21 protein-coding genes are annotated in these 24450 nt (G+C 72.0%); 10 read left to right on the top strand and 11 right to left on the bottom strand.

Annotated features, from left to right (window positions below; translation table 11 throughout):
- Nucleotides 1-69: 69 nt before the first annotated feature.
- From FHR37_RS27210 to FHR37_RS27190, 5 genes are all read right to left on the bottom strand, one after another.
- Complete coding sequence (locus FHR37_RS27210) at nt 70-681, bottom strand: D-sedoheptulose-7-phosphate isomerase (protein ID WP_092884013.1); 612 nt, start codon at nt 679-681, stop codon at nt 70-72.
- Complete coding sequence (locus tag FHR37_RS27205; RefSeq protein ID WP_092884012.1) at nt 681-3227, bottom strand: alpha-mannosidase; 2547 nt, start codon at nt 3225-3227, stop codon at nt 681-683. Before FHR37_RS27205 ends, FHR37_RS27210 begins: the two co-directional genes overlap by 1 nt.
- Nucleotides 3228-3369: 142 nt before the next feature.
- Complete coding sequence (locus FHR37_RS27200; RefSeq protein ID WP_269086085.1) at nt 3370-4512, bottom strand: LacI family DNA-binding transcriptional regulator; 1143 nt, start codon at nt 4510-4512, stop codon at nt 3370-3372.
- Between the two features lie 145 nt (nt 4513-4657).
- Nucleotides 4658-5656, bottom strand: coding sequence for an AraC family transcriptional regulator (locus FHR37_RS32745; RefSeq protein ID WP_175542555.1), 999 nt, complete (start codon nt 5654-5656; stop codon nt 4658-4660).
- 11 nt (nt 5657-5667) lie between these two features.
- Nucleotides 5668-6456, bottom strand: a complete 789-nt coding sequence (locus FHR37_RS27190) for a phytanoyl-CoA dioxygenase family protein (protein ID WP_237768847.1) — start codon at nt 6454-6456, stop codon at nt 5668-5670.
- Between the two features lie 231 nt (nt 6457-6687).
- Here FHR37_RS27190 and FHR37_RS27185 point away from each other — a divergent pair, with 231 nt between their 5' ends.
- The 3 genes from FHR37_RS27185 (at nt 6688) to FHR37_RS27175 (ending at nt 9367) form a co-directional block, all read left to right on the top strand.
- On the top strand, nt 6688-7269 hold the full coding sequence (locus FHR37_RS27185; RefSeq protein ID WP_092884009.1) for a hypothetical protein: 582 nt from the start codon (nt 6688-6690) through the stop codon (nt 7267-7269).
- A gap of 302 nt (nt 7270-7571) precedes the next feature.
- Nucleotides 7572-8471, top strand: a complete 900-nt coding sequence (locus FHR37_RS27180) for a hypothetical protein (RefSeq protein WP_092884101.1) — start codon at nt 7572-7574, stop codon at nt 8469-8471.
- Nucleotides 8468-9367, top strand: a complete 900-nt coding sequence (locus FHR37_RS27175; protein WP_092884008.1) for a carbohydrate kinase family protein — start codon at nt 8468-8470, stop codon at nt 9365-9367. The genes FHR37_RS27180 and FHR37_RS27175 overlap by 4 nt, the downstream gene beginning before the upstream one ends.
- On the opposite strand, the gene FHR37_RS27170 is transcribed toward FHR37_RS27175, so the two are convergent.
- Entirely contained in the window at nt 9351-9983 is a 633-nt protein-coding gene (locus FHR37_RS27170; RefSeq protein WP_092884007.1) for a flavin reductase family protein, read from the bottom strand. The two genes, FHR37_RS27175 and FHR37_RS27170, sit on opposite strands and share 17 nt — an antisense overlap.
- Nucleotides 9984-10048: 65 nt before the next feature.
- Here FHR37_RS27170 and FHR37_RS27165 point away from each other — a divergent pair, with 65 nt between their 5' ends.
- From FHR37_RS27165 to FHR37_RS27155, 3 genes are all read left to right on the top strand, one after another.
- Nucleotides 10049-10744 carry an ArsR/SmtB family transcription factor gene (locus tag FHR37_RS27165; RefSeq protein ID WP_092884006.1) on the top strand — a complete coding sequence of 232 codons (696 nt, stop codon included), beginning with the start codon at nt 10049-10051 and terminating at the stop codon, nt 10742-10744.
- Nucleotides 10745-10980: 236 nt separating this feature from the next.
- On the top strand, nt 10981-13206 hold the full coding sequence (locus tag FHR37_RS27160; RefSeq protein WP_092884005.1) for an anthranilate synthase component I: 2226 nt from the start codon (nt 10981-10983) through the stop codon (nt 13204-13206).
- Nucleotides 13207-13237: 31 nt separating this feature from the next.
- Nucleotides 13238-13786, top strand: coding sequence for a YciI family protein (locus FHR37_RS27155; RefSeq protein ID WP_092884004.1), 549 nt, complete (start codon nt 13238-13240; stop codon nt 13784-13786).
- Here the strand turns inward: FHR37_RS27155 and FHR37_RS27150 are convergent, their stop codons facing one another.
- Complete coding sequence (locus tag FHR37_RS27150; protein ID WP_092884003.1) at nt 13787-14359, bottom strand: TetR/AcrR family transcriptional regulator; 573 nt, start codon at nt 14357-14359, stop codon at nt 13787-13789.
- A gap of 85 nt (nt 14360-14444) precedes the next feature.
- On the opposite strand from FHR37_RS27150, the gene FHR37_RS27145 reads away from it, so the two are divergent.
- On the top strand, nt 14445-14816 hold the full coding sequence (locus tag FHR37_RS27145) for a DUF4267 domain-containing protein (RefSeq protein WP_092884002.1): 372 nt from the start codon (nt 14445-14447) through the stop codon (nt 14814-14816).
- 86 nt (nt 14817-14902) lie between these two features.
- Nucleotides 14903-15406: a cupin domain-containing protein gene (locus tag FHR37_RS27140; RefSeq protein WP_092884001.1), complete on the top strand. Its 504-nt coding sequence runs from the start codon at nt 14903-14905 to the stop codon at nt 15404-15406.
- A gap of 35 nt (nt 15407-15441) precedes the next feature.
- Here FHR37_RS27140 and FHR37_RS27135 read toward each other — a convergent pair whose 3' ends face one another.
- The gene (locus FHR37_RS27135) at nt 15442-16404 is read right to left on the bottom strand and encodes an ornithine cyclodeaminase family protein (RefSeq protein ID WP_092884000.1); all 963 of its coding nucleotides are present in this window, start codon (nt 16402-16404) and stop codon (nt 15442-15444) included.
- Between the two features lie 162 nt (nt 16405-16566).
- Here FHR37_RS27135 and FHR37_RS27130 point away from each other — a divergent pair, with 162 nt between their 5' ends.
- Complete coding sequence (locus FHR37_RS27130; RefSeq protein WP_092883999.1) at nt 16567-19554, top strand: FAD-binding and (Fe-S)-binding domain-containing protein; 2988 nt, start codon at nt 16567-16569, stop codon at nt 19552-19554.
- Here the strand turns inward: FHR37_RS27130 and FHR37_RS27125 are convergent.
- On the bottom strand, nt 19543-19953 hold the full coding sequence (locus FHR37_RS27125) for a RidA family protein (RefSeq protein WP_092883998.1): 411 nt from the start codon (nt 19951-19953) through the stop codon (nt 19543-19545). The genes FHR37_RS27130 and FHR37_RS27125 overlap by 12 nt on opposite strands.
- 83 nt (nt 19954-20036) lie before the next feature.
- Here FHR37_RS27125 and FHR37_RS27120 point away from each other — a divergent pair, with 83 nt between their 5' ends.
- Nucleotides 20037-20444 (top strand): winged helix-turn-helix transcriptional regulator, encoded by a 408-nt coding sequence (locus FHR37_RS27120; protein ID WP_202818133.1) that lies wholly within the window; start codon nt 20037-20039, stop codon nt 20442-20444.
- A gap of 51 nt (nt 20445-20495) precedes the next feature.
- On the opposite strand, the gene FHR37_RS27115 is transcribed toward FHR37_RS27120, so the two are convergent.
- Together FHR37_RS27115 and FHR37_RS27110 are read right to left on the bottom strand one after the other, a co-directional pair.
- Nucleotides 20496-20807: a Uma2 family endonuclease gene (locus FHR37_RS27115; protein WP_238345634.1), complete on the bottom strand. Its 312-nt coding sequence runs from the start codon at nt 20805-20807 to the stop codon at nt 20496-20498.
- Between the two features lie 60 nt (nt 20808-20867).
- Nucleotides 20868-24185 (bottom strand): S41 family peptidase, encoded by a 3318-nt coding sequence (locus FHR37_RS27110; protein WP_092883996.1) that lies wholly within the window; start codon nt 24183-24185, stop codon nt 20868-20870.
- Nucleotides 24186-24450: the final 265 nt, after the last annotated feature.

Here is a 24450-nt window from a genome sequence, read left to right as displayed (position 1 = left end):
CAAGGCCCCGTCAACCGGTCCTTGCAGCCGGCGCAGCTGTCAACCGGTAGTTGCCGCGGAGCGCGACCGTCAACCGGTCGTTGCGGCCTGGAGGACGGCGCCGCGTTCGTCGGTCTCGCCCGCGGCCCACGCGTCGACCCACTCACTGAGCAGGTGCAGCAGGAGCAGGTGCATCTCCTGGGTCCGCGCGGTCGTGTCCGACGGAACCAGCAGGGACACGTCGGCGTGCTCGGCCGCCTTCCCACCCGAGCCGGCGGCGAAGAGCACCGCCCGGGCACCCGCCTCGTGCGCGGCGGCCAGCCCGGCCACGACGTTCGCGGACGTGCCGCTGGTGGTGAACCCTGCGACCAGGTCGCCGGGCCCGGCCAGCGCGGTGACCTGCCGGGCGAACACGTCGTCGAAGCTGTAGTCGTTGCCGATGCAGGTCACCACCGACGGGTCCACGCTCAGCGCCACCGCGGGCAGCGGCCGGCGTTCGCGCTTGTAGCGGCCGATCAGCTCCGCGGCCAGATGCTGCGCGTCGGCGGCACTGCCGCCGTTGCCGAACGTGTAGAGCCGCCCGCCGGCCGCGAACGTCGTGCACAGCAGCTCGCCGAGCTCCGCGACCCCCGCCAGCAGCGGCTCGACCGCCCGCGCCGTGTCCACGTGGTCGGCCAGCTGCCGGGCCAGAACGTCGTGCATCACTCGGTGACTCCTTCGTCGGTGGCGGCCGGGGTCTCGGTCAGAGGCTGCTCGAGCAGATCGGTCTCCACGATCGGCCGGTCGGCGTCGAACGGCACCAGGAACGACCTGATCTCGTACGGTCCGAAGGTCGCGGTGACCGTACGCCCGGCGAAGCCGAGGTCCAGGCTCCAGGTGGCCGGCACCCCGGCCGACTCGTACGCCCGGACCACCAGCGCGCCGCCGTCCTCGGCGCGCTTCAGGACGGTCGTGACCACCGAGCCGCTCTTCCCGACTTCGCCTTGCGCAGCGGCACCTTCCACGGCGTACGACGCGGTCGCCGGCCGTGCGCCCGGGTGGAACGACTCGTACGTCGGCTGGGCGGGTTCGGTCAACTCCGCCGCCAGCCGCACCACGCCCGCGTCGCGCCAGTCACCCGCGTGCGGCACCAGGAGGTAGCGGAAGGTCTGCCGGCCCTGGTCCTGGTAGCTGTAGAGGCCGTCAGGCTCGAGTTGACGCGGCTCGTGCCAGGCGTAGACCGGACTGCGGGCGGCGGTGATGCCGATGTCGGCACCGCTGACGTCGTAGGCGGACTTGGCGTCGTTGACCACGGCGAGCCCGGCCCGGGCGCCGCCGGGGAGCGTGCCGCTCACGTCCACCCAGGACTGGCCGGGCTCCTCCGCACCGTCGGCGGGCCGGGAGAGGTGGCCGTAGGGAATCTCGTACGTCGCGGCGGGATCCTGCAGTCCGACCGGGAACCGCAGCTTCAGCAGCCGCAGCTTCTCCTGCCAGTCCAGGTCGACCCGCACCTCCAGGTGCCGGGCGTCCGCGGCGAGGATGATCTCCTCCACCAGCGTGGACTTCTCGTACCTGCTCTCCACCCGGACGACGGTGCGCACCGGGCCGTTCTCCACGATCCGCGCCGACGTGCAGGTGAACGGCGTACCCGGGCCGGCGTAGGACACCACCCGGTGGCCCCAGGTGTCGGTGGGGTCGTCGGTGACCACCGTGTGCGGCGCGTCGATACCGGCGACACCCGCCATCAGGTCGACTCCGGCCGCCTTGTCCAGCAGGGTTTTCAGCCACCCGGTCGCCGGGTCGACCTCGGCCCGCAGGTGGGCGTTCTCCAGCACGGGCCCGGACGTGGCCTCGACAGCCACCGTCTCGGAGGCGCGATCGCCAACGGAGACAGGGGCCTGCGACCCCGGCCGGATCCAGTACAGCCGATGTCCCAACGGGGGAAGGTCTGCCGGGAAGGCCAGCCGTTTCGGGTTGGACGTGGTGGCCAGCGCGCGGGTGGACTGGGACGGCACCGGCTGCCCGGCGTCGTCCTCCACCCACGGCCGCTCGATGGACAGGCCGAACTCGCACTCGACGTCGGCCCGGACCCGCCACGGGTGCGGGTTGAACACCAGTACTGGCTGACTTCCCTCACGGAACGGGATGTCGGTGTCGCGCGCCAACGTCTGCAAGGCGAGGTTGACAGTACGCCGGGCGATGGACCGGGCCTCGCCCAACTGGTCGCGGGCGTCGTCGTAGGCGGGCTCGATCGAGGTGCCCGGCAGGATGTCGTGGAACTGGTTGAACAGCACCTGCTTCCACGCGTGGGTGAGTGCCTCGTGCGGATACGGAGTGCCCGCGACGGCCGCGGCCACGCTCGCCCAGCGTTCGGCCACGACGAGGGCGTGCTCGGCGGAGCGCATCCACGCCTTGATGCCGGAGTGCGCGGCGTAACAGCCGGCGGCGTGGTGCTGGAGGTCGCCGCGCCACACCGGAAGCTCCACGCCGGAGGCGAGCACGTCCTCGACGTAGGCGGGCGGGCTGGACAGCCGGAGTTCGCCGTACGAACCGAGCCGATCCAGCCGGTGCACGCTGTCGATGTTGTCCTTGGTCGGCCCGCCGCCGTGGTTGCCGACGCCGTAGAAGACCATCGCCGAGCCGAGTCCCGGCGGGAGCTGGGCCAGCGCCTTGTCCGTGTGGTAGGCGATGTCGGCGCGCGGACTGCAGTACTCGTGCGGGATGCGGTAGGCCAGCACGCGGGATCCGTCCGCCGCCTCCCACCAGAACGGGTTGCCCGGCAGCTCCGCCTCGTGCGGGCCCGGACGCAGGAAGCAGTACGCCGTCAACCCCTGCTTGCGCAGGATCTGGGGGAGCGTCGCGTTGTGCCCGAACGGGTCGGCGTTCAGCCCGACCGACGCGGTGACACCGAACTTCTCCCGCAGGTAACGCTGGCCGTAGAGGCCCTGGCGTACGAACGACTCACCGGTGGGGACGTTGCAGTCGGGTTCGACCCACCAGCCGCCGACGTTCACCCAGCGGCCGTCCGCGACCCGCTTGCGGATCTCCTCGAACAGCGCGGGATCGGCCTCCTCCACGAAGGCGAGCAGCGCCACCTGGTCACAGGTGAAGGCGAAGTCGGGGTACTCCGCCATCCGGTGGATCGCCGACCAGAACGTCGACCGGGCCTCCTGGAACCCCTCCGGCCACTGCCACAGCCACACCGGGTCGATGTGGGCGTTGCCGATCATGTGCAGGAGCCGCGCGGGGGCGGCCGCTGGTCGAGACATCGGTGGGGCACTCCTCTGGGATGGTCCGGCGGGCCCGCGTGGCATCGTTCCCACACGAACGTAGAGGGGCCTCACGATCTACGTCAACGCGCCGACCGGCCGCCCGCGCACGGCGGATCCCAGCGTGCGTTCGCAGCACACCCTAGGGCCGCGACGACGTACGCCGACGACCCAGCCGGGCGGTGGATCCGCGCACGATCAGCGGGCAGTCCAGCCGGGTGGTGCGCGGGCGACCGGGTTTGGCCATCCGGTTCAGCAGCAGCCGGGCGGCCAGGGCACCCAGCTCCACCGACGGCTGGGCGACCGTGGTGATGCCGGGGCTCACCATGCTCATCCACGGCGAGTCGTCGAACGCCACGAAGGACAGGTCGTCGGGGATGCGCAGGCCGAGCCTGGCCGACTGCCGCCAGACCGCCTCCGCCACGACGTTGTTGGCCGCGAACACCGCGGTCGGCCGGCGCCGGCGCGACAGCAGCTCACCGACCTTCTCCTCGATCTGGTCCGGGTCGAAGCCCACCGGCTCCACCCCGTCGGCCGGCACCTCCCTGCCCGCGGCCGCCCAGGCCTGGTGGTAGCCCCTGATCCGGCCCGCGCTGGTCGTCCATCCGGTCTCGTTGACCAGCAGGGCGATCCGCCGGTGGCCGAGGCCGAGCAGGTGCTCGGTGAGCTCGCGGGCGCCGGTGACGTTGTCGACGAGGACCGCGTCGCACTCTCCACGGCAGAACTGCCGGTCGATCTCGACGAGGGGCACGCCGTGCCGGGCGACCAGCCGGCTGGCCTCGGCCGAGACCGGCGTGACCAGCACCCCGGCGACCCGCATCGCGAGCACCGTACGGGCCGCGGCCACCTCCTCCGGGTCGCTGCCGGTGTCGTCGACCAGCACGATCGTGTAGCCCTCGTCCCGCAGTACCGAGCTCGCCCCCGCGGCGACCTCGGCGTAGAAGCGGTTGCGCAGGTCGGACACCAGCAGACCGACGGCCGGGGTGTGCCGCGCCTTGAGGCTGCGGGCGTTCCCGTCGGGTACGTAGCCGAGTTCCTCCGCCGCGAGCAGGATGCGTTCGCGGGCGGCGGGTGCGACGTACCCACGGCCGGTGAGCCCGCGCGAGGCCGTCGAACGGGACACCCCTGCCCGCTGGGCGACGTCGGCCAGTGTCGCCCGGACCGGTGCGGTGGGGATGACCGGTGGTGTGGGCCCGGCCGGCCCGGCCGCCACGGTGGCGCTCGGAACCGCGACCGGGGCGACCTCCAACGCGGCGGCATCGGCGCGTCGACGGGACTGGGGCACAAAACCTCCAGAGGGAGCGGGCGGCCACACGATGACGCCCTCCCACGTCGCCCCGCGGCCGAAGAAAATGCCGACATGTCGGCATGGACTACCGGACGGTAGCCATCGGCTCGATGAAGCGTCAACGTTCGGTGACCGCGGTCGGCTACTTTGTGGACCGCCGGTCCCGTAGCTGCGCGGTGCCGCCGCCGTCCCGGAAGGCGCCCGGCGGGACGCCCCAGTGCCGTCGGAACGCGGTCGTGAAGTGACGGACATCGGGGTAACCGCACTCCCGCGCGACCTCGGCGATGGCGGCGTACTCCCCGTCGGCCGCGTGTTCGAGCAGTCGCTGTGCCGCGATCTCCAGCCGGAGCCGGGTGAGGTACGCGTGCACCGTCGTGCCGGTGTGCGCCCGGAACAACCGGCTCACCTGCCGCTCGCCGAGGTGCACCTGGGCGGCGACGTCGCGGACCGCCACCGCCCGGTCGTAGTTGTCCTCCAGGTAGCGCACCATCGTGGCCGCGGTCCGCTCGTCCCGGCCGGCCGAGTCGGCACCGGGCCGCGGGCTCAGGCCGGGTTCGTCCACCACGGCCCGCGCCGTCTCCACCACCAGGGCGCCGGCCAGTGCGGACAGCAGTTGTTCGTACGCCGGACCGGGTGCGGCTGCCTCGGCGGTGAGCAGGTCGAGGACCGGCGGGATCCGCTCCGTCGCCCGCGACAGCACCCGCGCACCCGGTGCCGCGAACAGATCCAGCACCTCCCGCCCCTCGGCCCGCGCCGGCGTGCCGGACCGCGAGCGCCGCGGCCGGACGGGCACCAGCGTGTACGACCAGTAGTGGATGCACAGCGGGTCGGCGGTGCCGGACACGATCTCGTGCACGTCGCCGGGCCGGGCGACGAAGAGCGTCCCCGGGCCGACCGCGTACTCCCGCTCGCCGGTCCGGAAGACGCCCGTACCGGCGTAGGCGTAACAGATCTCGAAGAACGAGTGCGTGTGCAGGTAGTTCCGCCACGGGCGTGGCTCGTAGTAACCCCAGTACAGGAACTCCGCGCGGTACCCGGCCACGTCGGCGCCGACGCGGGCGGCGGTCAGCGACGTGAGCGCCCGGCCGTCGGGGGGCGGCCCGGGCGGGCGCTCGCGTGGCTGCCTCTCGTGGCCGGGCACCGGCGGGTCGCTCACATCGCCGCGGCCGCGGCGCCGCGCGAGGTCGGGTCGACGCCGCGCAGGATCATCCCCTGGCCGAGCGAGTGGGTGTGCAGGTCCTCGGTCGGCGGGTCGGCCGGGTCGCGGTACTGCACCAGCAGCGTCGTACGTGCCTCCGGCGTGGTGTTCACGCCCGAACCGTGCACGGTGAGATAGGTGAAGAACAGCACGTCGCCGGCCTCCGCCTCACACGGCGTTGCGTTCTCCAGCGGCCACTCGGAGTACGGCAGGTGCCAGCCTCCCTCCGACCGGTGGGTGAGCGGGCCGCCGCGGTGGCTGCCCGGCATCACCTGTACGCAGCCCTTCTCCAGCGGGGCGTCGTCGAAGTGGAAGATCGCCGCTCCCACCGAGTGCTTCGCATGGGGGAAGAACGGATGGTCCTGGTGCATCGGGAACGGCGAGCCCTTCTCCGGCGGCTTCACGAACAGCTTGGTGTGGTGCAGTTGGACGTTCGGCGTACCCATCACCGCGGCGGCCACGTCGGTGAAGCGCGGGTCGACCAGCAGCCTGGAGAACGCGGCGGCCTGGAACTGCACGTCGTGACAGTGCTTGAGCTCGGTGCGTTCGCCCATGCCGAGGTGCCGGGCACTCTCCCAGGTCGGGTCGGCGTCGCGGTTCAGGCGTTCGATCAGCGCGTGGCTCTCCTCGCGGTAGGCCCGCGCCTCCGCCTTGTCCAGAAGGCCTTTGACGAGCACGTAGCCGTGTTCGGCGTACGCGGCGGCATGGGACGCGAGCTGGGACTCCTCCACCATGAGGCTCATGGGGTTCCTCCTGCGGGGTCGGGTGGAAGTGGGTGCGCATCGGCGACGCGTTCGACGGTAGGCGTAGCGCGCTGCGCGTCCGCAGGCCCTGGACGGACATCCTTGTTGAAAATCCGGACACGCCGCGACCCACCCGCCGCTCCCGGACAGCCGCACCCCCGTTGGTCCGACTCGGGCCGAGGGCACAGAACGTGTCAGCTTGGTGTCGGTGCGTACCTCTAGCCTCCCGGTGTGCACCCTCAAGACGCCTGGGCCGACGAGTCCTTTGCCGAGTCCGATGACGGCAAGGGCGTTTACGTGGTGGCCGCCGCGTTGTTCGAGGGCGAGCTGAATCATGTCCGCCACGTCATGCGCGGCATCCGCACCAGGCAGCACCAGGACAAGCTGCACTGGAGCAAGATGGATCCGGCAGAACGAAGGAAGGCGGCAGAGCAGGTCGCAGCTATTGGCGGTCTCAACATCGTGGCGATCGCCTCGCCTGTACCCCGCCGAAGGCAGGAACGAGCTCGCGCGGCCTGCCTGGGCGCGTTGGTACCCGAACTGCACGGGTACGAAGTAACCCGCCTGTACGTGGAGTCTCGCGGCCAAGTTCTCGACAGGCGGGACGTCGACGTTGTGCGGGCCTGTCGTTGGTCGGCACCGGCTTCCCCGCCACTGCGGTTGGAGCACAGGCGGGGTGCCGCCGAACCACTGTTGTGGGTGGCGGACATCGTCGCCGGCGCGTGTCGGTCACATCGCCAGGGCCGGGAACCGGAATACCGGGAGGCACTTGGAGATCTGGTCTACGACATCGAGGTCGATTCGGGATGCTGAACCGGACCCCGAACATGCGAGGGGCCCGCCTCCCGGTCATGCCCCAGGTCGGTCGGGCCCTACGTCTCATCCGCCGCCCTCGACAACGGATTGCGACAAGTCTGGCACCGCGGGTGCACCCATGTCCAGCACATCCCAGTAGTCGATGGCGGGAGCGACCCGAGGCGAGATCACCTCCCGTCGACTCTCCACCCGCCGAGCGTCGCCCTGGCATGATCGCCCGAGAACGAGCTGCCCGAACGACCACGGCGACCGACCACCTACCAATCATGTGGGAACGATCCCAGGACTGTGAGGCACCGATGCCGGATCCCGGCCTGCGCGGGCTCGCCCGCCCCGACGGCACGTTCGTGATGGTCGCGATGGACCAGCGGGAGTCGCTGCGCGGCATGCTGGCCCAGACCTCCGGCCGCGGCACCGACGCGGTGCCCGATGCGGAGCTGCGCGAGTTCAAGCAGGACGTGGCGGTCGCGCTGGGACCGGAGGCGTCCGGCTTCCTCGCCGACCCGGAGTTCGGCGAGGACATCCTCGCCGGCAGCCCGTCACCTGGTCCGCGGACCGGACGGATCGTCGCCGCCGACCGGTTGGCCGCCCGTCCGGGGGAGGTGGTCGGCGACGCGGTGTTCGACCAGACGCTGGACCTGCCGAAGTACGCCGCACAGGGAGTGGTCGCGGCCAAGCTGCTGATCGTGTGGCGCGAGGACGAGCACATGGCCGACCGCGTGGAGGACGCCGCCCGGTTCGTCGCGGCCTGCCGGGACGCGGGGATGCCGAGCATCGTCGAGGGTGTCGTACGCCCGACCGGGGACCAGCAGGCGAGCGGCACGTTCGACCGGGAGGCGGCCCTGCTGCGCTGCGCGCGGGAGCTCGGCGCGGTCGAACCCTCGCTCTACAAGGCGGAGGTGCCGTACTTCGGCCGGGGTGACGCCGACCGGATCACCGCCGCCGCGGCCGAACTCACCGGATCCGTCGCCTGCCCGTGGGTGGTGCTGTCCTCCCACGTCGAACGCGCCGACTTCCCGGCCGCGGTGGCGGCATGCTGCCGGGGCGGCGCCTCCGGGATGCTCGCCGGCCGCGCACTGTGGACGAACGCGCTGCCCGCCGCGGACCGGAAGCGCTTGCTGCGCGAGGAGTCCGTGCCCTACCTCCGCGAACTCGCCGCGATCGTGTCCGCGAACGCCCGGCCCTGGCCGGACGCATGAGCCGGCTGGTCTTCGTCGGCTCGGTGAACGACGACGCGATCGCGGTCGTCCCGCACCTTCCGGGGCCGGACCAGCGGCTGCTCGCCGAAGCGCTCGTGCACGCGGGCGGCGGCAACTCCGCCACCGCCGCGGTGGCCGCCGCCAGGCTCGGCGGGGACGTCGCGTTCGTCGGGCCGATCGCCGAGGACCCGACCGGGGAACGCATCGTGGCGGACCTGACCCGGGAGGGTGTCGACGTGTCCGGCGTCGTTCCCGTACCCGCCGGTGCCGGTGGCGCGAGTGTCGTCCTGGTCGACCGGTCCTCGGGTACGCGGGCCATCTGCACCCGCCCGCTGCCGGCGTTCGAGCTCGGGCCGCGCGCACGGAAGCTCGTGGCGGACGCGGCCTGGGTGCACCTGGACCACCTGGGCTGGCCGGCGGCCCGCGACGTGCTGGCCGTCGGGTCCAGGATCGGGCCGCCCGCGCCGAGGATCTCGGTGGACGAGGGCAACCCGATCCCCGGCTTCCACCCGCGCGGCGTGCACCTCTACGGCCCGACGCTCGACCGGCTGCGGCTGACGTACGGCGACCAGCCCGTGGTCGCGCTGCTGGAACGCGCCCGCGCCGACGGCGCCGGCCTCGTGGTCGCCACCGCGGGCGGCGACGGCGCACACCTGCTGCCCACGACCGGCGGGCCGGTGCACGTACCCGGATTCGCCGTCGACGTGGTGAGCACCCTCGGGGCGGGCGACGTCTTCCACGGCGCGCTGCTGCTCGCCGTCGACCGCGGCCTGGATCCCGCGGACGCCGTACGCTACGCCAACGGCGCGGCGGCCCTGGCCTGCCGCGCGATCGACGGCCGCTCGGGCATCCCCACCCACGACGAGCTCACGAGGTTCCTCACGTCTGCGCCTTGAACGTCCGCCCCAGCCGCGGCCCCGTACCGAAGTAGTGCCGGAACACGTACAGCAGCGGGTGCCACCGGTCGGTGTCCACGTGGCTGGTTCCCGGGACGGTGATGTCGTCGGCCGCGTGTACCCGGCGCACCTGCGTCTCCACGATCCGGAAGCCGCCCTCGGCGCCCGGCCGGATCGAGACGACCTCGGCCTCGAGGTGCAGCGCACACTCGGCGACGCGCGGCGGGCGCACCGTCTGCGAGGGCACCGGGGTGAGCCCGGCCGCGCCGAACTTGTCCGGCTCGTGGCGATATCGGTCCGCCTTCGCGTCCGGGACCGGGTGGCGGCCGGTCAGCGGAGCCAGCCGTTCCACGCGTTCCCACAGGTCCGCCGACGGGAAGTTGAGGACGCACTCACGTTCGCGCTCGAGGTTCGGCACCGCCTGGCCGGAGTCGCCCAGGCCCAGGACGACGGTCGAGCCGAGCGCCCACGCCGACGACATCGGCGTGATGTTCGCCGATCCGTCCGGATTGCGGGTGGTGATCAGGACCACGGGGGTGCCGAAGTACAGGACCGAGGGCGTGATCGTCCGGTGGGCGGACGACGTGAGCTGGGTCGAGCCGAGATGGACTGACATGCCTGCGACGCTAGGGTTCCGATCGTTCGGGCGGTGCCGAAACGTGCCGTGGGTACGGTGGCGGCATGCCCGCAGACGTGGACCTCGCCCGGATCGCCGGCCTGCTCGCCGACCGCAGCCGCGCGGCCATGCTGCTGGCGATGTTCGACGGCCGCGCCTGGACCGCGAGCGAGCTCGCCCGGGCCGCCGAGGTCGCCCCGTCGACCGCCAGCGAACACCTTGCCCGGCTGGTCTCCGGCGGCCTGGCGACGGTGGTGACGCAGGGCCGGCACCGATACTTCCGGCTGGCGGGGACCGAGATCGCCGAGGCGATCGAGCCGCTGCTGCAGATCGCGCCTCCGACCCCGGTCACCAGCCTGCGCGCCGCCTCCCGCGGCCGGGCCCTCGCCGCCGCGCGTACCTGCTACGACCACCTCGCCGGGCGCGCGGGCGTGGCGCTGGCCGACGCGCTGCGCGCCCGCGGCATCGTGACCACCGACGGCCCGGCGCTCACCCCGGCGGGCCGGGACGCGCTCACCGACTTCGGCGTGGACGTGGCCGGGCTGGCCCGCGGACGCCGGCCGCTCGTCCGCGACTGCCTGGACTGGACCGAACGCCGCAACCACCTCGCCGGCGCGGTCGGCGCCGGCCTGACCGAGCGGCTGTTCGCGCTGGAGTGGCTCACCCGGGTGGGCAGCGGCCGGGGCGTGCGGGTGACCGAGGCCGGCGAGGACGGACTGCGTACGACGTTCGGCATGGCACCGCTCTCCGCGGTCGCCTGAGCGACTTTTCCCTACCGGCGCACTCGGTCATGGGTTAGGCTGCCCGGCATGCAGAGTCACGCGCAGCAGTGGTGGTGGCGCCCCCTTCCGGCGGCCGCCCCGACCTGCGCATCCTGACGCATTCGCAAGCGACGACCGCCCTCACCGGCGGTCGTTTCTCGTTGTCCGGCAGGTAGAACCACCTACGGCACGGACGCCGAACCACCGGTGCGGGCCCTCCCGAAAGGCCCACCGACGTGCTCGAACCACCCCAGCCCGCATCGACCGCGTACGCCACCGCCGGTGGCGTCGCGATCACCCGCACCGCCACTCCCGTCGAGGAGAGCGTCCTCACCAACCTCGTCGCCGATCTCGACAACCGCCGGGGCGCGGTCCTCTCCTCCGGCGTCGACTATCCGGGCCGCTACAGCCGCTGGCACCTCGGCTATGTCGACCCGCCGATCGAACTCCTCGCGTACGGCCGGCGGATCGAGGCCCGCGCACTGAACGAACGCGGCACGGTCCTGCTGCCCGTGGTCGCCGCCGCGATGTCCGGCGCCGGCGAGATCGTGCTGGACGAGGAGTCGCGTTGCGCGGTCGTCGTTCCCGAGTCGGCTGAATCCTTCGCCGAGGAAGAGCGCAGCCGGCAGTCGACGGTCTTCACCGCGCTGCGGGCGGTCGTCGCGGCGTTCGCCAGCCCGGTCGACCCGCACCTCGGGCTGTACGGCGCGTACGGCTACGACCTGGCGTTCCAGTTCGAGCCGGTACGACTGCGGCACGACCGCTCGGCCGACCCGCACCGTGATCTCGTCCTGCACCTACCGGACCGGCTCGTCGTGGTGGACCGCAAGCGGGAGACGAGCATGTTGTATTCGTACGACTTCGAGGTGGGCGGGCGGACCACGGCCGGGCTGGCGCGGCACACCGCGCCCACGCCGCCACCGGAGACCCACCCGGTGCCCGCGCCGCCGACACCCGGCCGGTATGCGGAGATCGTCCGTACCGCGCGGGAACGCTTCCGACGTGGCGATCTGTTCGAGATGACGCCGAGCCACGTGCTCAGTGGCCGCTGCGACTCACCGGCTGCCTTCTACGAACGACTGCGCACCCAGAACCCTGCCCCGTACGAGTTCTTCTGCAATCTCGGCGAGGGCGAGTACCTCGTCGGCGCCTCGCCGGAGATGTACGTACGCGTCCAGGGGGACCGGGTGGAGACCTGCCCGATCGCGGGCACGATCCGCCGTGGCCGGGACGCGCTGGAGGACGCCGCCCAGATCGCGACGTTGCTCAACTCCACCAAGGACGAGAGCGAACTCACCATGTGCACCGACGTGGACCGCAACGACAAGGCACGGGTCTGTGTGCCCGGCAGCGTGCGGGTCATCGGCCGCCGTCAAGTCGAGCTTTACAGCAGGCTGATCCACACCGTGGACCACATCGAGGGCAGGCTACGGCCGGGCATGGACGCGTTCGACGCGTTCCTGACGCACATGTGGGCGGTCACCGTGACCGGCGCGCCGAAGCAGTGGGCGATGCAGTTCATCGAGGACGCCGAGTCCGCGCCGCGGCGCTGGTACGGCGGCGCGGTCGGGTTCGTCGGCTTCGACGGGTCGATGAACACCGGGCTGACGTTGCGTACCGCCCAGGTCGAGAACTCGGTCGCGAGCGTGCGCGCGGGCGCGACACTGCTGTACGACTCCGACCCGGACGAGGAGGAACGCGAGACCCTGCTCAAGGCGCAAGCTCTCCTTGACACCATGTCCGCACCCGATCGTGGACCGTCCGGCGGTGATCGCCACATCTCCACCAGCACGGACGAATCCGCCGGTGCGGGCCTGCGGGTGCTGCTGGTGGACCACCAGGATTCCTTCGTACACACGCTCGGCGACTACTTCCGCCAGCACGGCGCGGAGGTGGTGACGTTGCGGTACGGCTTCCCGGTCGAGCGACTCGACACCCTGGAACCCGATCTCGTGGTGCTGTCACCGGGGCCTGGCCGGCCGGCGGACTTCGGCTGCGCACACCTGTTGGCCGCGCTGGAGGCTCGTGGCCTTCCCGTGTTCGGGGTGTGTCTCGGCCTGCAGGCGATGGTGGAGTACGCCGGCGGGTCGCTTGACCTGCTTCCCCGGCCCGCGCACGGCAAGCCGGGGTCGGTGCGGGTCGTGACAGAGGACGAAGAGGCCAACAGGGACAGCGGATTGCTCGCCGGACTGGGTTCGTCGTTCACCGCCGGGCGATACCACTCGCTGTACGCCACGCCGGAGAACGTTCCCGGCTTCGACGTCCTCGCGGTGACCGACGATCCGGGCGAGGTGCGGGTGGCGATGGCGCTCGCGGACGACGTACGGCGACGCTGGGCGGTGCAGTTCCACCCGGAGTCGATCCTCAGCGCGACCGGACGTGCCGGACACCACCTGGTGGCCAACGTACTGCGCCTCGCGCGATCCTCGGACCGCCACCCGCAGGGAGCCGCGGCCGTCTGACGCTGCCTTCGAGGTCATAGGCTGAGCGGCCGTGGAGTACTTCGTCTACGGCCGCGACCGCCCTGGAGCGTTCCCGCTCAAGGTCCGGATGAGCAACGAGCACTGGGACTTCATGGACCGGTACGCCGATCGGCTGGTCGCCCGTGGTCCCACGCTGACCGGGCACGGCGACGACGCCGAGTCCACGGGCAGCCTGCACATCGTGGACCTCCCGGATGTGCGGGCTGCACGTGAGTTCGCCTACGAGGAGCCGTACTTCCGTGCGGGCGCCTTCGAGTCGGTGCTGCTGTGCCGCTTCGACAACGTGCTCGGGCACACGATGTGGGACTTCACCGGAGCTGTCGAGGGCTACGGCCGGTACCTTCTGGTCGCTCTCGACGGCTCCGAGCCCGAGCCGCTCACCTCACCACACCTGATCGTGTACGGCGGTCTGCGCAGCCTCGACGGCGAAACCGTCCTCGGCCGGGCGGCTGCCGTGGAGGCACCGAACCCCGAAGCCGCGGCAGCCCTGCTCCCCGCACGCGGAGACGCTCACACCGAGGTGCATCTCTGGCGCTTCGGCGGCCGGCCAACTGAGTAACTAGGCGGAGAACCGGCTGATCAGGGCGGCCATCCGCACGTCGTGCTCCTGCACTCGGAGCCGGCCGTTGCGCATCAGGGTGACCAGCCCGTGCAGGGCGCTCCAGAACGTTTCGGCGAGCACGTCCGGACTCTCCTCGCCCGCGAGCGGACGCATCGTCTCGCGGAGTTCGGCGAAGCCCTCCTGCAGGGGAGCCGGCGACTCCGGGCTGGCGAACGGCAGGTCGACGGGGAGCGTGAACATCACGTCGTACAAGGCGGGGCGGCGTTCGGCGAAGGCGGCGTACACGGCTCCGACCCCGGTCAGGGCGTCACGAGGGTTCGGCGCCGCCGTCCGGGCGGCACGGAGATCGGCCGTGAGCTCGGCGAAACCCTCCAGCGCCACCGCGGCCATGATCGCGTTCTTGCCCTTGAAGTGGCTGTAGAGAACGGGCTGGCTGTACTCGATCTCGTCGGCGAGCCGACGCGTCGTCACCGCGTCCCAGCCCTCCGACTCGGCCAACTCGCGCGCGGCCGTGACGATCAGGCGTTCCCGCTCGGCGCGCTCGCGTTCCCGGCGCTTCTGGATCGGCATACCCGCAGGCTAGCACCGCTAGTAATCCTGCCGATGGCATGTTAGCGTCACTCTCGAATCTAGCGACGCTAGCAAAGGAACCCCTGTGCTCACCTACCTCGCCTACGGGCTCGCCATCGTCCTCGGCCTGTTCATCATCTTCATCGGCGCGCGGTTCCTGCTGGTTCCGCACGCGGCAGCAGCCGGCTACGGCGTCCCCGCCAAACAGGACGGCGACTCGGCGTACCTCACCATCAAGGGAGTGCGCGACGGCACGTACGGCCTTGTCGGGCTCGCGCTGCTCGCGTTCGCCGGCCCGCGGGCGGAGGCCTGGTTCATGCTGGTGGTCACCATTGCTCCGATCGCGGACATGCTGATCGTGCTCCGCCACGGCGGGAGCCGGGCCACCGCGTACGGCATCCACCTCGCCACGGCTGTGGTCATGGTCGTCAGCGCGGCACTTCTGTTCGCGGTGTGAGGGCTGCGATCCGCAACCCCGTAAGGCCTCTCGTACACCGTGAGGCTTCTCGTACTCCCGTAAGACTTCTCGAAAGGACCAGTCGCATGTCGCTGATCGCTTCGACCTTCGACAGTTCCGTGATCGTGCGCTCCGCGGACGCGGAGGTGGTCGGCCGCGCCCCGACCACGATCCGGTTGCTCGCGGACAGCAGTGCCACCGGTGGCGCGTTGTCCACCCAGCGGGTCAGCCTGACCGACGGCGCGGACGGCGCCAGGCCGCACCACCACGCCAACTCGGCCGAGCTGTTCTACCTGCTGGACGGTACGGCGCAGCTGCTGTCCGGCGAGCAGGTCGTGACCGCCGAGCGGGGCGATCTGGTCGTCGTACCACCAGGTCTCCCCCACGCCTTCGCCGCCGCACCGGGAGAGGACGCCGACATTCTGATCGTCATCACCCCGGGCGTCGAGCGGTTCGAGTACTTCCGCCACCTCGAGCGCATCGCCTACGGCAAGGTGCCACCGGAGAGCCTGCTCGAGGTGCAGGAGCTCTACGACACCTACTTTGCAACCAGCGCGAGCTGGGAGAACGCCCGGGCCGCGCGCTCCTGACAGGGACGGACGACGCTGAGGGTTCGCGAGATCGCTCAGGCCAGCCAGTCGTACGACGTGCCGAGTCCGGTGGCGCGCACGGCGTCGTAGGCGAGCCAACTCAGTGCGAGGTCCTGCCACGGCAGACCGACCGGCGCGTACACCGTGACCTCCTCCGGCGCTGTCCGCCCCGCCCGGCGGCCGGTCAGCACCTCCGCGAGGGTTCCGGCCGCGTGGTCGGGTCCGAGTCCTACGTTGCCCAGCGCGCCGGTGCCGGCGGCCAGGCCCACGTCGTCGACGAACACCCGGGCATGCCGGAGCAGGTCCGCTGTCAACTCCACCTTGCCTGGTTCGTCGGCGCCGAGGGAGGTGAGCTGCGTTCCGGGTGGTACGTCCGTACGCGACAGCAGCGGCTCCCGAGTCCAGGTGGCCAGCACGACCACGCCGCACTGCCTGGCCACCTCGGCAGGGTCGGCCGCGACGTCGACGTCCACCGCCCAGCGGTCCCCGTGCGCCGCGGCGAAAGCACGGGCACGCTCCGGATCGAGGTCGTGCACGACCAGCCCGCGCACCGGCCGCAGAGCGAGTAGTCCGCGGACCACGAGGTCGGCCTGCGCACCCGCGCCGACGACGCCCACCCGGTCGGCCTCGGGCCGGGCCAGCAGGTCCGTGCCGAGCGCGGCCGCCAGTCCGGTCCGCCACGCGGTGACGGTCGCGGAGTCCAGGACGGCCAGCAGCTCACCGGAGGCGAGGTCGTGCAGGCACACCAGCCCGCGCAGGGCGGGCCGCGCACCGGGGAACTTCGCGTTGACCTTCACGGTGTACGCCGGGACGCCCGGCACCAGGCCCGGCAGCAACGCGGTCGCCGTCCCCGGGCCGGGCAGGTCGGTCCGCGTCCTGCGCGGCGGGATGTCCGGCTGATCGGACCCGACCGCCACGAACCCCTGCCGGAGCGCGTCCAGGCAGGCGTTCACGTCGAGCAGTCGTTCCAGGTCGGAGCAGCCGAGCAGCAAGGTCACCGCGCAAGTCCACCACAGGGCGCCGGCCGAACCGCCCCGGCCGAACCGCCGCCGGGATCCGGTACGGAAACCGGCACAGAACCGACCCCGGCGTCCGAAGCGCCCGGCCGGGTCCCACCCCTCGTCGCCCCCGGCCCGGCGGCGCGTGGAAGGCTCGGATCCGTGCAGAGTCCCCCCCAGACCCAGAACAGCGCGGCAGCGCGGCCGAGGTCGGCGGGCGCCGACGGCATCGGCACCGACCTGACCGAGTCGGTACGCCGCGAACTCGCGAAGGCCGTCCGCGGCGCGGTCCGGTTCGACGCGGGGTCCCGCGCGATGTTCTCCACCGACGCCTCCAACTACCGTCACCTGCCGGTCGGGGTCGTGCAGCCGGTCGACGTGGATGACGTACTCGCCACCGTCGACGCGTGCCACCGGCTCGGCGTACCGCTGCTTCCGCGCGGCGCCGGCACCAGCATCGCCGGCCAGGCGGTCAACACCGCGGTGGTGATGGACTTCAGCCGGCACCTCGACGCGATCGTCTCCGTCGACCCGGACCGGCGGCGGGCGCGGGTGCAGCCTGGTGTGGTGCTGGACGACCTGCGCAAGGCGGCCGCGCCGTACGGTCTGACGTTCGGACCGGACCCGTCCACCCACAACCGCTGCACGCTCGGCGGCATGATCGGCAACAACGCCTGCGGCTCGCACTCGGTGGCCTGGGGCAAGACGGTCGACAACGTGGCCGAGCTCGACGTGGTCCTCACCGACGGCACCCGGCTCACCGCCGGGCCGACCAGTGAGGACGAGCTGGCCCGGCTGTGCGCCGACCCCGGCGCGGTGGGCCGCCTCTACCGCGACCTGCGCGCGGTCCGGGACACCTACGGCGACCTGGTGCGTACGGAGTTTCCCGACCTCACCCGCCGGGTCTCCGGCTACAACCTCGACCAGCTGCTGCCCGAGCAGGGCTTCCACCTCGCCCGGGCGCTGGTCGGCACCGAAGGCACCTGCGCGACGCTGCTCGAGGCGGAGGTGGACCTGGTCGAGTCGCCGCCGGTGCGGGCGCTGACCGTGCTCGGGTTCCCGGACCAGTTCGTGGCCGCCGACAATGTCGTACCGCTGCTCGACCTGCACCCGCTCACCATCGAGAGCGTCGACTCCAAGATCGTCGCCATCGTGCGTGCCCGCAACCCCTCCAACCCCGCGCTGGAGGCGCTACCGGACGGCGGCGCCTGGCTGTACGTCGAGACCGGCGGCGAGTCGGTCCCCGAGGCCGAGGCCCGCGGCCGCGAGGTGGCCCGGGTGATGGCAGGCCACGGAGCGACCAGCGTGGTGGTCAGCGACCCCGGCCGGATGAAGGCGCTGTGGCGGGTACGCGAGGACGGCGCCGGCAGCACCACCCGGCTGCCCGACGGCAGCGAGGCGTACCCCGGCTGGGAGGACGCGGCGGTCCCGCCGCAACGGCTCGGCGGCTACCTGCGCGGCTTCGACGCGCTGCTCGCCGAGCACGGGCGACAGGGCATCTACTACGGCCACTTCGGCGACGGCTGCATCCACGTCCGGATCGACTTCGACCTGCTCTCGACGGAGGGCGTGGCCGGGTTCCGGCGGTTCATGGAGGACGCGGCCGACCTCGTGACCTCCCACGGCGGCTCGCTGTCCGGCGAGCACGGCGACGGCCAGGCCCGGGCCGAACTCCTGGACCGGATGTATCCGCCGGCGATCCTGGGCGCGTTCGAGGACTTCCGGTCCGCGTGGGATCCGGCCGGGCTGATGAACCCGAAGCGGATCGTGCAACCGGCGAAGCTGGACGAGGACCTGCGGGTGTTCGTCGCGCCGCCCACCATCCGGGCGGACACGACGCTGGCGTTCTCCCACGACGAGGACGGCTTCTTCGGGGCGACCCGGCGCTGCATGGGCGTGGGCAAGTGCCTGTCCGCCGACGGCGGCGTGATGTGCCCGAGCTACCGCGCCACCCGGGAGGAGAAGCACTCCACCCGCGGCCGTGCCCGGCTGCTGTTCGAGATGGCCAACGGCGAGGTGGTCAAGGACGGCTGGCGTTCGGAAGAGGTACGCGAGGCACTCGACCTGTGCCTGTCCTGCAAGGGCTGCAAGACCGACTGCCCGGTCAACGTGGACATGGCGAGCTACAAGGCGGAGTTCCTCAGCCAGCACTACAAGGGACGCGTCCGGCCGGCGTCGCACTACTCGATGGGGTTCCTGCCGCTGTGGCTGCGGCTGGCCGCGCCGTTCGCCCGGCTGGCCAACGCGGCGACGAAGGTCCGGCCGCTGGCCGCGCTGGCCAAGCGGCTCGGCGGCATCGCTCCCGAACGCGACATCCCGGAGTTCGCGCCGACGACGTTCGTACGCCGCTTCCGCTCCCGTCCGGCGCCGTCGCTGCCGGCGGACGCGCCGCGGGTGCTGCTGTGGCCGGACTCGTTCACCAACGCGTTCGACCCCGACCTCGGCATGGATGCGGTGGCGGTGCTGGAGTCGCTGGGCTACCGGGTGGAGATCCCGGACAAGCCGGTGTGCTGCGGGCTCACCTGGGTGTCGACCGGCCAGCTGGGCACCGCCAAGCGGGTGTTGCGCCGTACGCTGCGCACCCTGCAACCCTGGCTTGACGCCGGCGTCCCGGTGGTGGGCCTGGAGCCGAGCTGCACGGCGTTGTTCCGCGGCGAGCTGACCGACCTGCTGCCCGACGAACCCGCAGCGGCGACGCTCAAGGGGCAGACGCGCACGCTCGCCGAGGTGCTCGCCGAGCACACCGACGACCTGGACGTACGCCGGCCCGGTCAGCGCGCGCTCGTCCAGGTGCACTGCCACCAGCACGCCGAGCTCGGCTTCGTCGCGGACCGCAAGGTGCTCGGCGCGCTTGGGGTGGAGGCGGAGGTGCTCGACTCCGGATGCTGCGGCCTGGCCGGCAACTTCGGCTTCGAGAAGGGCCACTACGAGGTGTCGATGGACTGCGCCGAACGCAAGCTCCTGCCGGCGGTGCGGGCGGCCGACTCCGACGTGGTGATGCTCGCCGACGGTTTCAGCTGTCGTACGCAGGTACGCCAGGCAGGCGAGCGTGAACCCGCCCACCTGGCCCAGTTGGCCGCCCGTGCCCTCGGCGTCGGCTCCGCGGCCCCCGACCCGGCCCCGCCGCCCGACCGCGAATCAGTCGAGTAGCGCGGTCGCCTCGACCTCGACGAGCACGTCCGGCTCGAAGAGGTAGTCGACGCCGATGAGTGAGGCCGGCGGCATCGGCATCGGCAGCCGGATCTCCTCGGCGACGGACTGCACGCCTGCCATGAAGTCGTCGATCTGCTCCGGGCTCCAGTGGGTGACGTAGAAGGTGAGGCGCAGAACGTCCGCGAACGACGCACCTGCCCCGGCCAGGCCGGCAGCTGTGTTGCGCAGCGCCTGGGCGACCTGGCCGGCAAGGCCTCCCGGCGCCACCGGCGTTCCGTCGGCCTGGCGGGCGATCTGGCCGCTGACGTGCACCTGGGTCGTTCCGGTACCCACGGCCACGTGGTGGTACGGGGTCGGCTGCATCATGCCTGGCGGGGTGAAGTGGCGGACGGTCATGACTGCTCCTGTTCTCGTGGATCCTGCGGTATACCCTTGATACCTGGTACCTCCAGGACACTTCAACGAGACCAGGTTTCCCCATGGATACCGACGGCACCGACGACACCGACGACACCGACGACATGGACACCGATGGCGAGCTGACCGTCGACGCGCCGCACCGCGAGCTTCTCGACCAGGTGCTCGACAAGTGGTCGCTGAGCGTTCTCAACGAGCTGTGCGGGCGGCCCTGTCGCTTCAACGAGCTGCGGCGCTCGATTCCCGCGGTCACGCAGAAGTCTCTGACCGCCACCCTTCGGCGCCTCGAGCGCAACGGCGTCATCGAACGCGACGTCATCTCCACGCGTCCCACCGCTATCCAGTACCGCATCACGCCACTGGGCAAGACCCTTCGGCACCCTGTGGACGTACTCCTGGCCTGGGCATCGGACAACCTGCCCGCCATCGAACGTGCCCGCGCCGCTTTCGACGCGCAGGAGAACCCCTGAGCCACGGCGCGCTGCGGAGCGGCCGGTCGCCCCGCAGCAGGCGGTCGGAGCTCAGCGCCTGGGCCCGACCCGCGCCAGATCAGGTACGTCGATCTGCAGCGGCCACGGCTGCCGGGTGCCGAACGTGTCGGTCACCGGGGCGTGCTCGAGGTAGTCCGCACCAACGAGTTCGTGCGCGACCAGCGCGAGCGCGCCTCGGGTCTCGATCCGCCAGAACACCGGGATCCCCGCCTGGGCGTACTCCCCGGGCTTGTCCTTGCGGTCCGGCAGCTCGGATCCGGGCGAGACGACCTCGACGATGATCGCGATCTCACTCGGCGGCGTCGGGTTGACGTCGATGCTCTCCTCGCGGACCACCGCCAGATCCGGCCGCCGCCAGGTCGGCGGCGCCCCAGCGCGGCTTGTACGGCAGATGGGCGGTGGTCACCGGCGTTCGCGAGGGGCGAGGGTGGGTGCGGCCAGGCGGGGGCGTTCGGCGGGACGCGGCGTGTGCGGCGGCTTGGCCTCCAGCTCGGCGAGCGCCGCCTCGATCGCCCGGTCCAGCTGCGGGTCCCGCCCGGCGCTGTAGTCCTGCGGCGTGATGTCGACCTCGATGTCGGGGTCCGTGCCGTAGTTCTCCACCCGCCAGCCCACGTCGTCGAACGCGAAGGAGTGCTCGGGCTGGGTGGTGACCGTACCGTCGGCGAGTGAGTGCCGGGGCGAGATGCCGATGACACCGCCCCAGGTGCGCTTGCCGACGAGCGGCCCCAGACCGAGCATCTTGAACGCGTGGCAGAAGATGTCGCCGTCGGACCCCGCCCACTCGTTGGTGAGGGTGACCAGCGGCCCGCGCGGCGACTCGTACGGATAGGGCTCCGGCTCCAGCCAGCGGGAGAAGTCGTAGCCCAGCCGGCGCCGGGCGAGCTTCTCCAGCAACAGCCCGGAGACGAAGCCGCCGCCGTTGAACCGCACGTCGACCAGCAGCGCGTCCCGGTCGTACTCGCCCAGGAACCCGCGGTGGAACTCCGCGAACCCGCGGCTGCCCATGTCGGGGACGTGCAGATAGCCGACCCGGCCGTCGGTGTGCTCGGCGACGTAGGCGCGGTTGGCCTCCACCCAGTCGCGGTAGCGGGCGGCTCGCTCGGAGCCGGTGGCCCGCACGGTGACGGTGCGCGGCGCGTCGTCACCGCGGACGACCGTCAGCTGGACCTCCTCGCCGGCCTGGTTGACCAGCGGAGCGCCCGGCGGCAGGTGGGTGCCGTCGGCGGCGGTGCCGATCGGCTGGCCGTTGACGGCGAGCACGGTGTCGCCGGCGGCGACGTCGACGCCGGGCCGGTTGAGCGGGGAGGTGAGGTCGTCCTTCCACCGGTCGCCGCCGAGCAGGTGCCCGATCCGGTAGTGGCCGGTGTCGGGGTCGAGCTCCCAGTCGACGCCGAGGAAGCCCTGCGCGTAGTGCGGGCCGGGCCGGTAGGCGCCGCCCATCTCGTACGCGTGGGAGGTGCCGAGCTCGCCCTGCAGCTCCCAGATCAGGTCCGACAGCTCCGACCGCGTGCTCACCCGGTCGACCAGCGGGAGGTAGCGGTCGTAGATGCGGTCCCAGTCGACCCCGGACATGTCGGCCACCCAGAAGTGGTCGCGCTGCAGCCGCCAGGTCTCCCGGAACATCTGCCGCCACTCCGCGCCGGGCCGCACCGACACCTTCACCCGGCCGAGGTCGACCCAGCCGGTCGCCCGCCTCGGGTCGTCGCCGTCGTCCTGCGGCTTCTCTCCCGCGCGCAGCACCCGCAGCCGGTCGCCCGAGTGGTAGAGCAGCGTGTGCGCGCCGCGGTCGAGGGTGAAGTCGGACAGTCCGTCGATCAGCCGGTCGGACTTCTGCGTCTCGAAGTCGTAGACGTCCAGAACGCCGCCCTCGCGGTGACCGGGTCCCTCGGGCGGGCTCTGCAGCGGCCAACTGGAGTACAGCACCTTGCCGCGGATCCCGGCGATCCGTTCGTAGCGCCCTTCCGGCACGGGGAACGCGACGATCCGGTCCGGCAGCCCGTCCACGTCGATCTCGACCGGAGGCACGTGGTCGTGGGAGACGTCCTCCTCCGCCTTGCGTTCCTCCTCCGCCTTCTTCTGGGTGGCGGCGGCCTCGCTGACCACCGGCCGGGGCTGCGGCACGAACGGCGAACCGACCGAGGTGCGCAGCGCGAGGGCGTACGGACGGGTGCCGAGCGGGAAGCCCGCCTCGAACTGCAGCGCGTCGAACACCGGCACGAAGTCGCGCTGGCCGAGGAAGTAGAGGTACCTGCCGTCGGGGTCGAAGCTCGGCGAGTGGTCGGCGAGCACCGGACGCGACGCCGGCCAGGTTTCCCCGCTCTCCACGAGGCACAGGGTGATCGCGCGGACCTTGGCGCTGCTGGGCCGGGAGTACGCCAGCCATCGGCCGTCCGGCGCCCAGGTGATCCCGGTGATCGAGCCGTGCGGCGTCTGGTCCATCGGGCGTACCGACGGGGGCTCGGCGGCGAGGTCGACCAGCAGCAGCTCGTTGCGGTGGTTGGTCACCGCCACCTGGTCCGCGTGCGGTGACACGGCCAGCTCCACGACCCGGCCGAGGTCGAGGTCGTCCAGCCACCGTGGCAGCGCGCTGCCGTCGGCGGTGAGGACGACCAGTCGTTCCTCCGGGCGGTCGTCGCTGGCCAGTGCGACCAGCCTGGCGTGGTCGTTCAGCCAGGTCAGCAGCCGGTGCCGAACGCCGTCCGGCTCGCCGTGCTGGCGGACCGCGCCCTCCCAGTGGGCGAACGAGAACGCCTTGCCCCGGGTGGTGATGGCCAGGTCACTGCCGTCGGGCCCGAGGCCGACCGAGTCGAGGTGGTCACCCGCCGGGACGAACTGCCGGTTGCGTTGCGTACGGGAACTCCCGAACTCCACCGGGACCTGCCGCGGCTCATCCTGCGCGGGATCGAGGAGGTAGAGGTCGCCCGCGTGGTGGTAGACCAGCCGGGCGCCGTCGGAGGAGAGGTTGCGGGCGTAGTAGTCGCCGTGGTCGGAGTGGCGGCGCAGGTCGTCGCCGTCCGGCGTACAGGAGTAGACGTTGCCGATGCCCTCGTGGTCGGACAGGAACCAGACGCGGTCGCCGACCCAGCACGGGCTGGCGAGGTTGCCGGGCAGGGCGACCAGCGGGCGGAACTCCCCACTGCCCTCGGGGTCGGTCCACAACCGCCCGGCGGTGCCGCCGCGGTAGCGCTTCCATCGGGCCGGGTCGGCGGTGTTGCGGCCGAGCACCACCCCGCCCGCCGGGCCGAACGCGATCGACTGGGCCTGGCCGTAGGGAAGCTCCGCGGACGGGCCACCGTCCGCGGACACGCCGCGCAGCCGGTATTCGTCCACCGGCCGGCCGGTGGTGCTGGCGTAGACGATCGTGTCAGCATCCAGCCAGCCGGCGACGCCGACCCGCGCCGCCTCGAAGGTGAGCCGCCGGGACTCACCGCCTGCCGCGGGCATGACGTAGACCTCGCCGGGACCTTCCTCCTGGCCGACGAACGCGATCCGGGAGCCGTCGGGTGACATCCGGGGGCGACCGGCCTCGGCAACGCCGGCAGTCAGCCGGAAGGCCCGGCCGCCGGTCGCCGGCACGCTCCACAGGTCGTCGTCGGCGCAGAACACCACCGTGTCACCGCTGATCGTCGGAAACCGGAGGTAGCCCGTGTTGCCGCTGTTGCCGGTGTTGGCTGAGTCGTCTGCGTTGGCTGCGTAATCGGCGTTGCCGGTCTCGCCCATACCTGGATGACCCCCTGTCGAACGACCGTGGTCCTCGGGCCCGCGCCGTCGACGCGGCGTGGGATTTCCGAGCCTATGCCGTCGTTCCGACACCTGTGATCGGCCTGTCCGCGAGCGGGCCGGGATGGATGCGGGGGCCGCGAGAACCGGCCACGATCCGCGGGAGATCCGCAGGAGATCCGCGGGAGTTGGGCTAACGGCGTACCGGCGAGACGCTCCCCTCCAGCGTCTCGCCGGTACGTCCCCCGTCACCGCTTGTCCGCGG

This window comes from Actinopolymorpha cephalotaxi (assembly GCF_013408535.1).
Classification (GTDB): Bacteria; Actinomycetota; Actinomycetes; order Propionibacteriales; family Actinopolymorphaceae; genus Actinopolymorpha; species Actinopolymorpha cephalotaxi.
The sequence above is the reverse complement of the archived record's forward strand: the minus strand, read 5'-3'. Positions and strand labels throughout refer to the sequence as shown.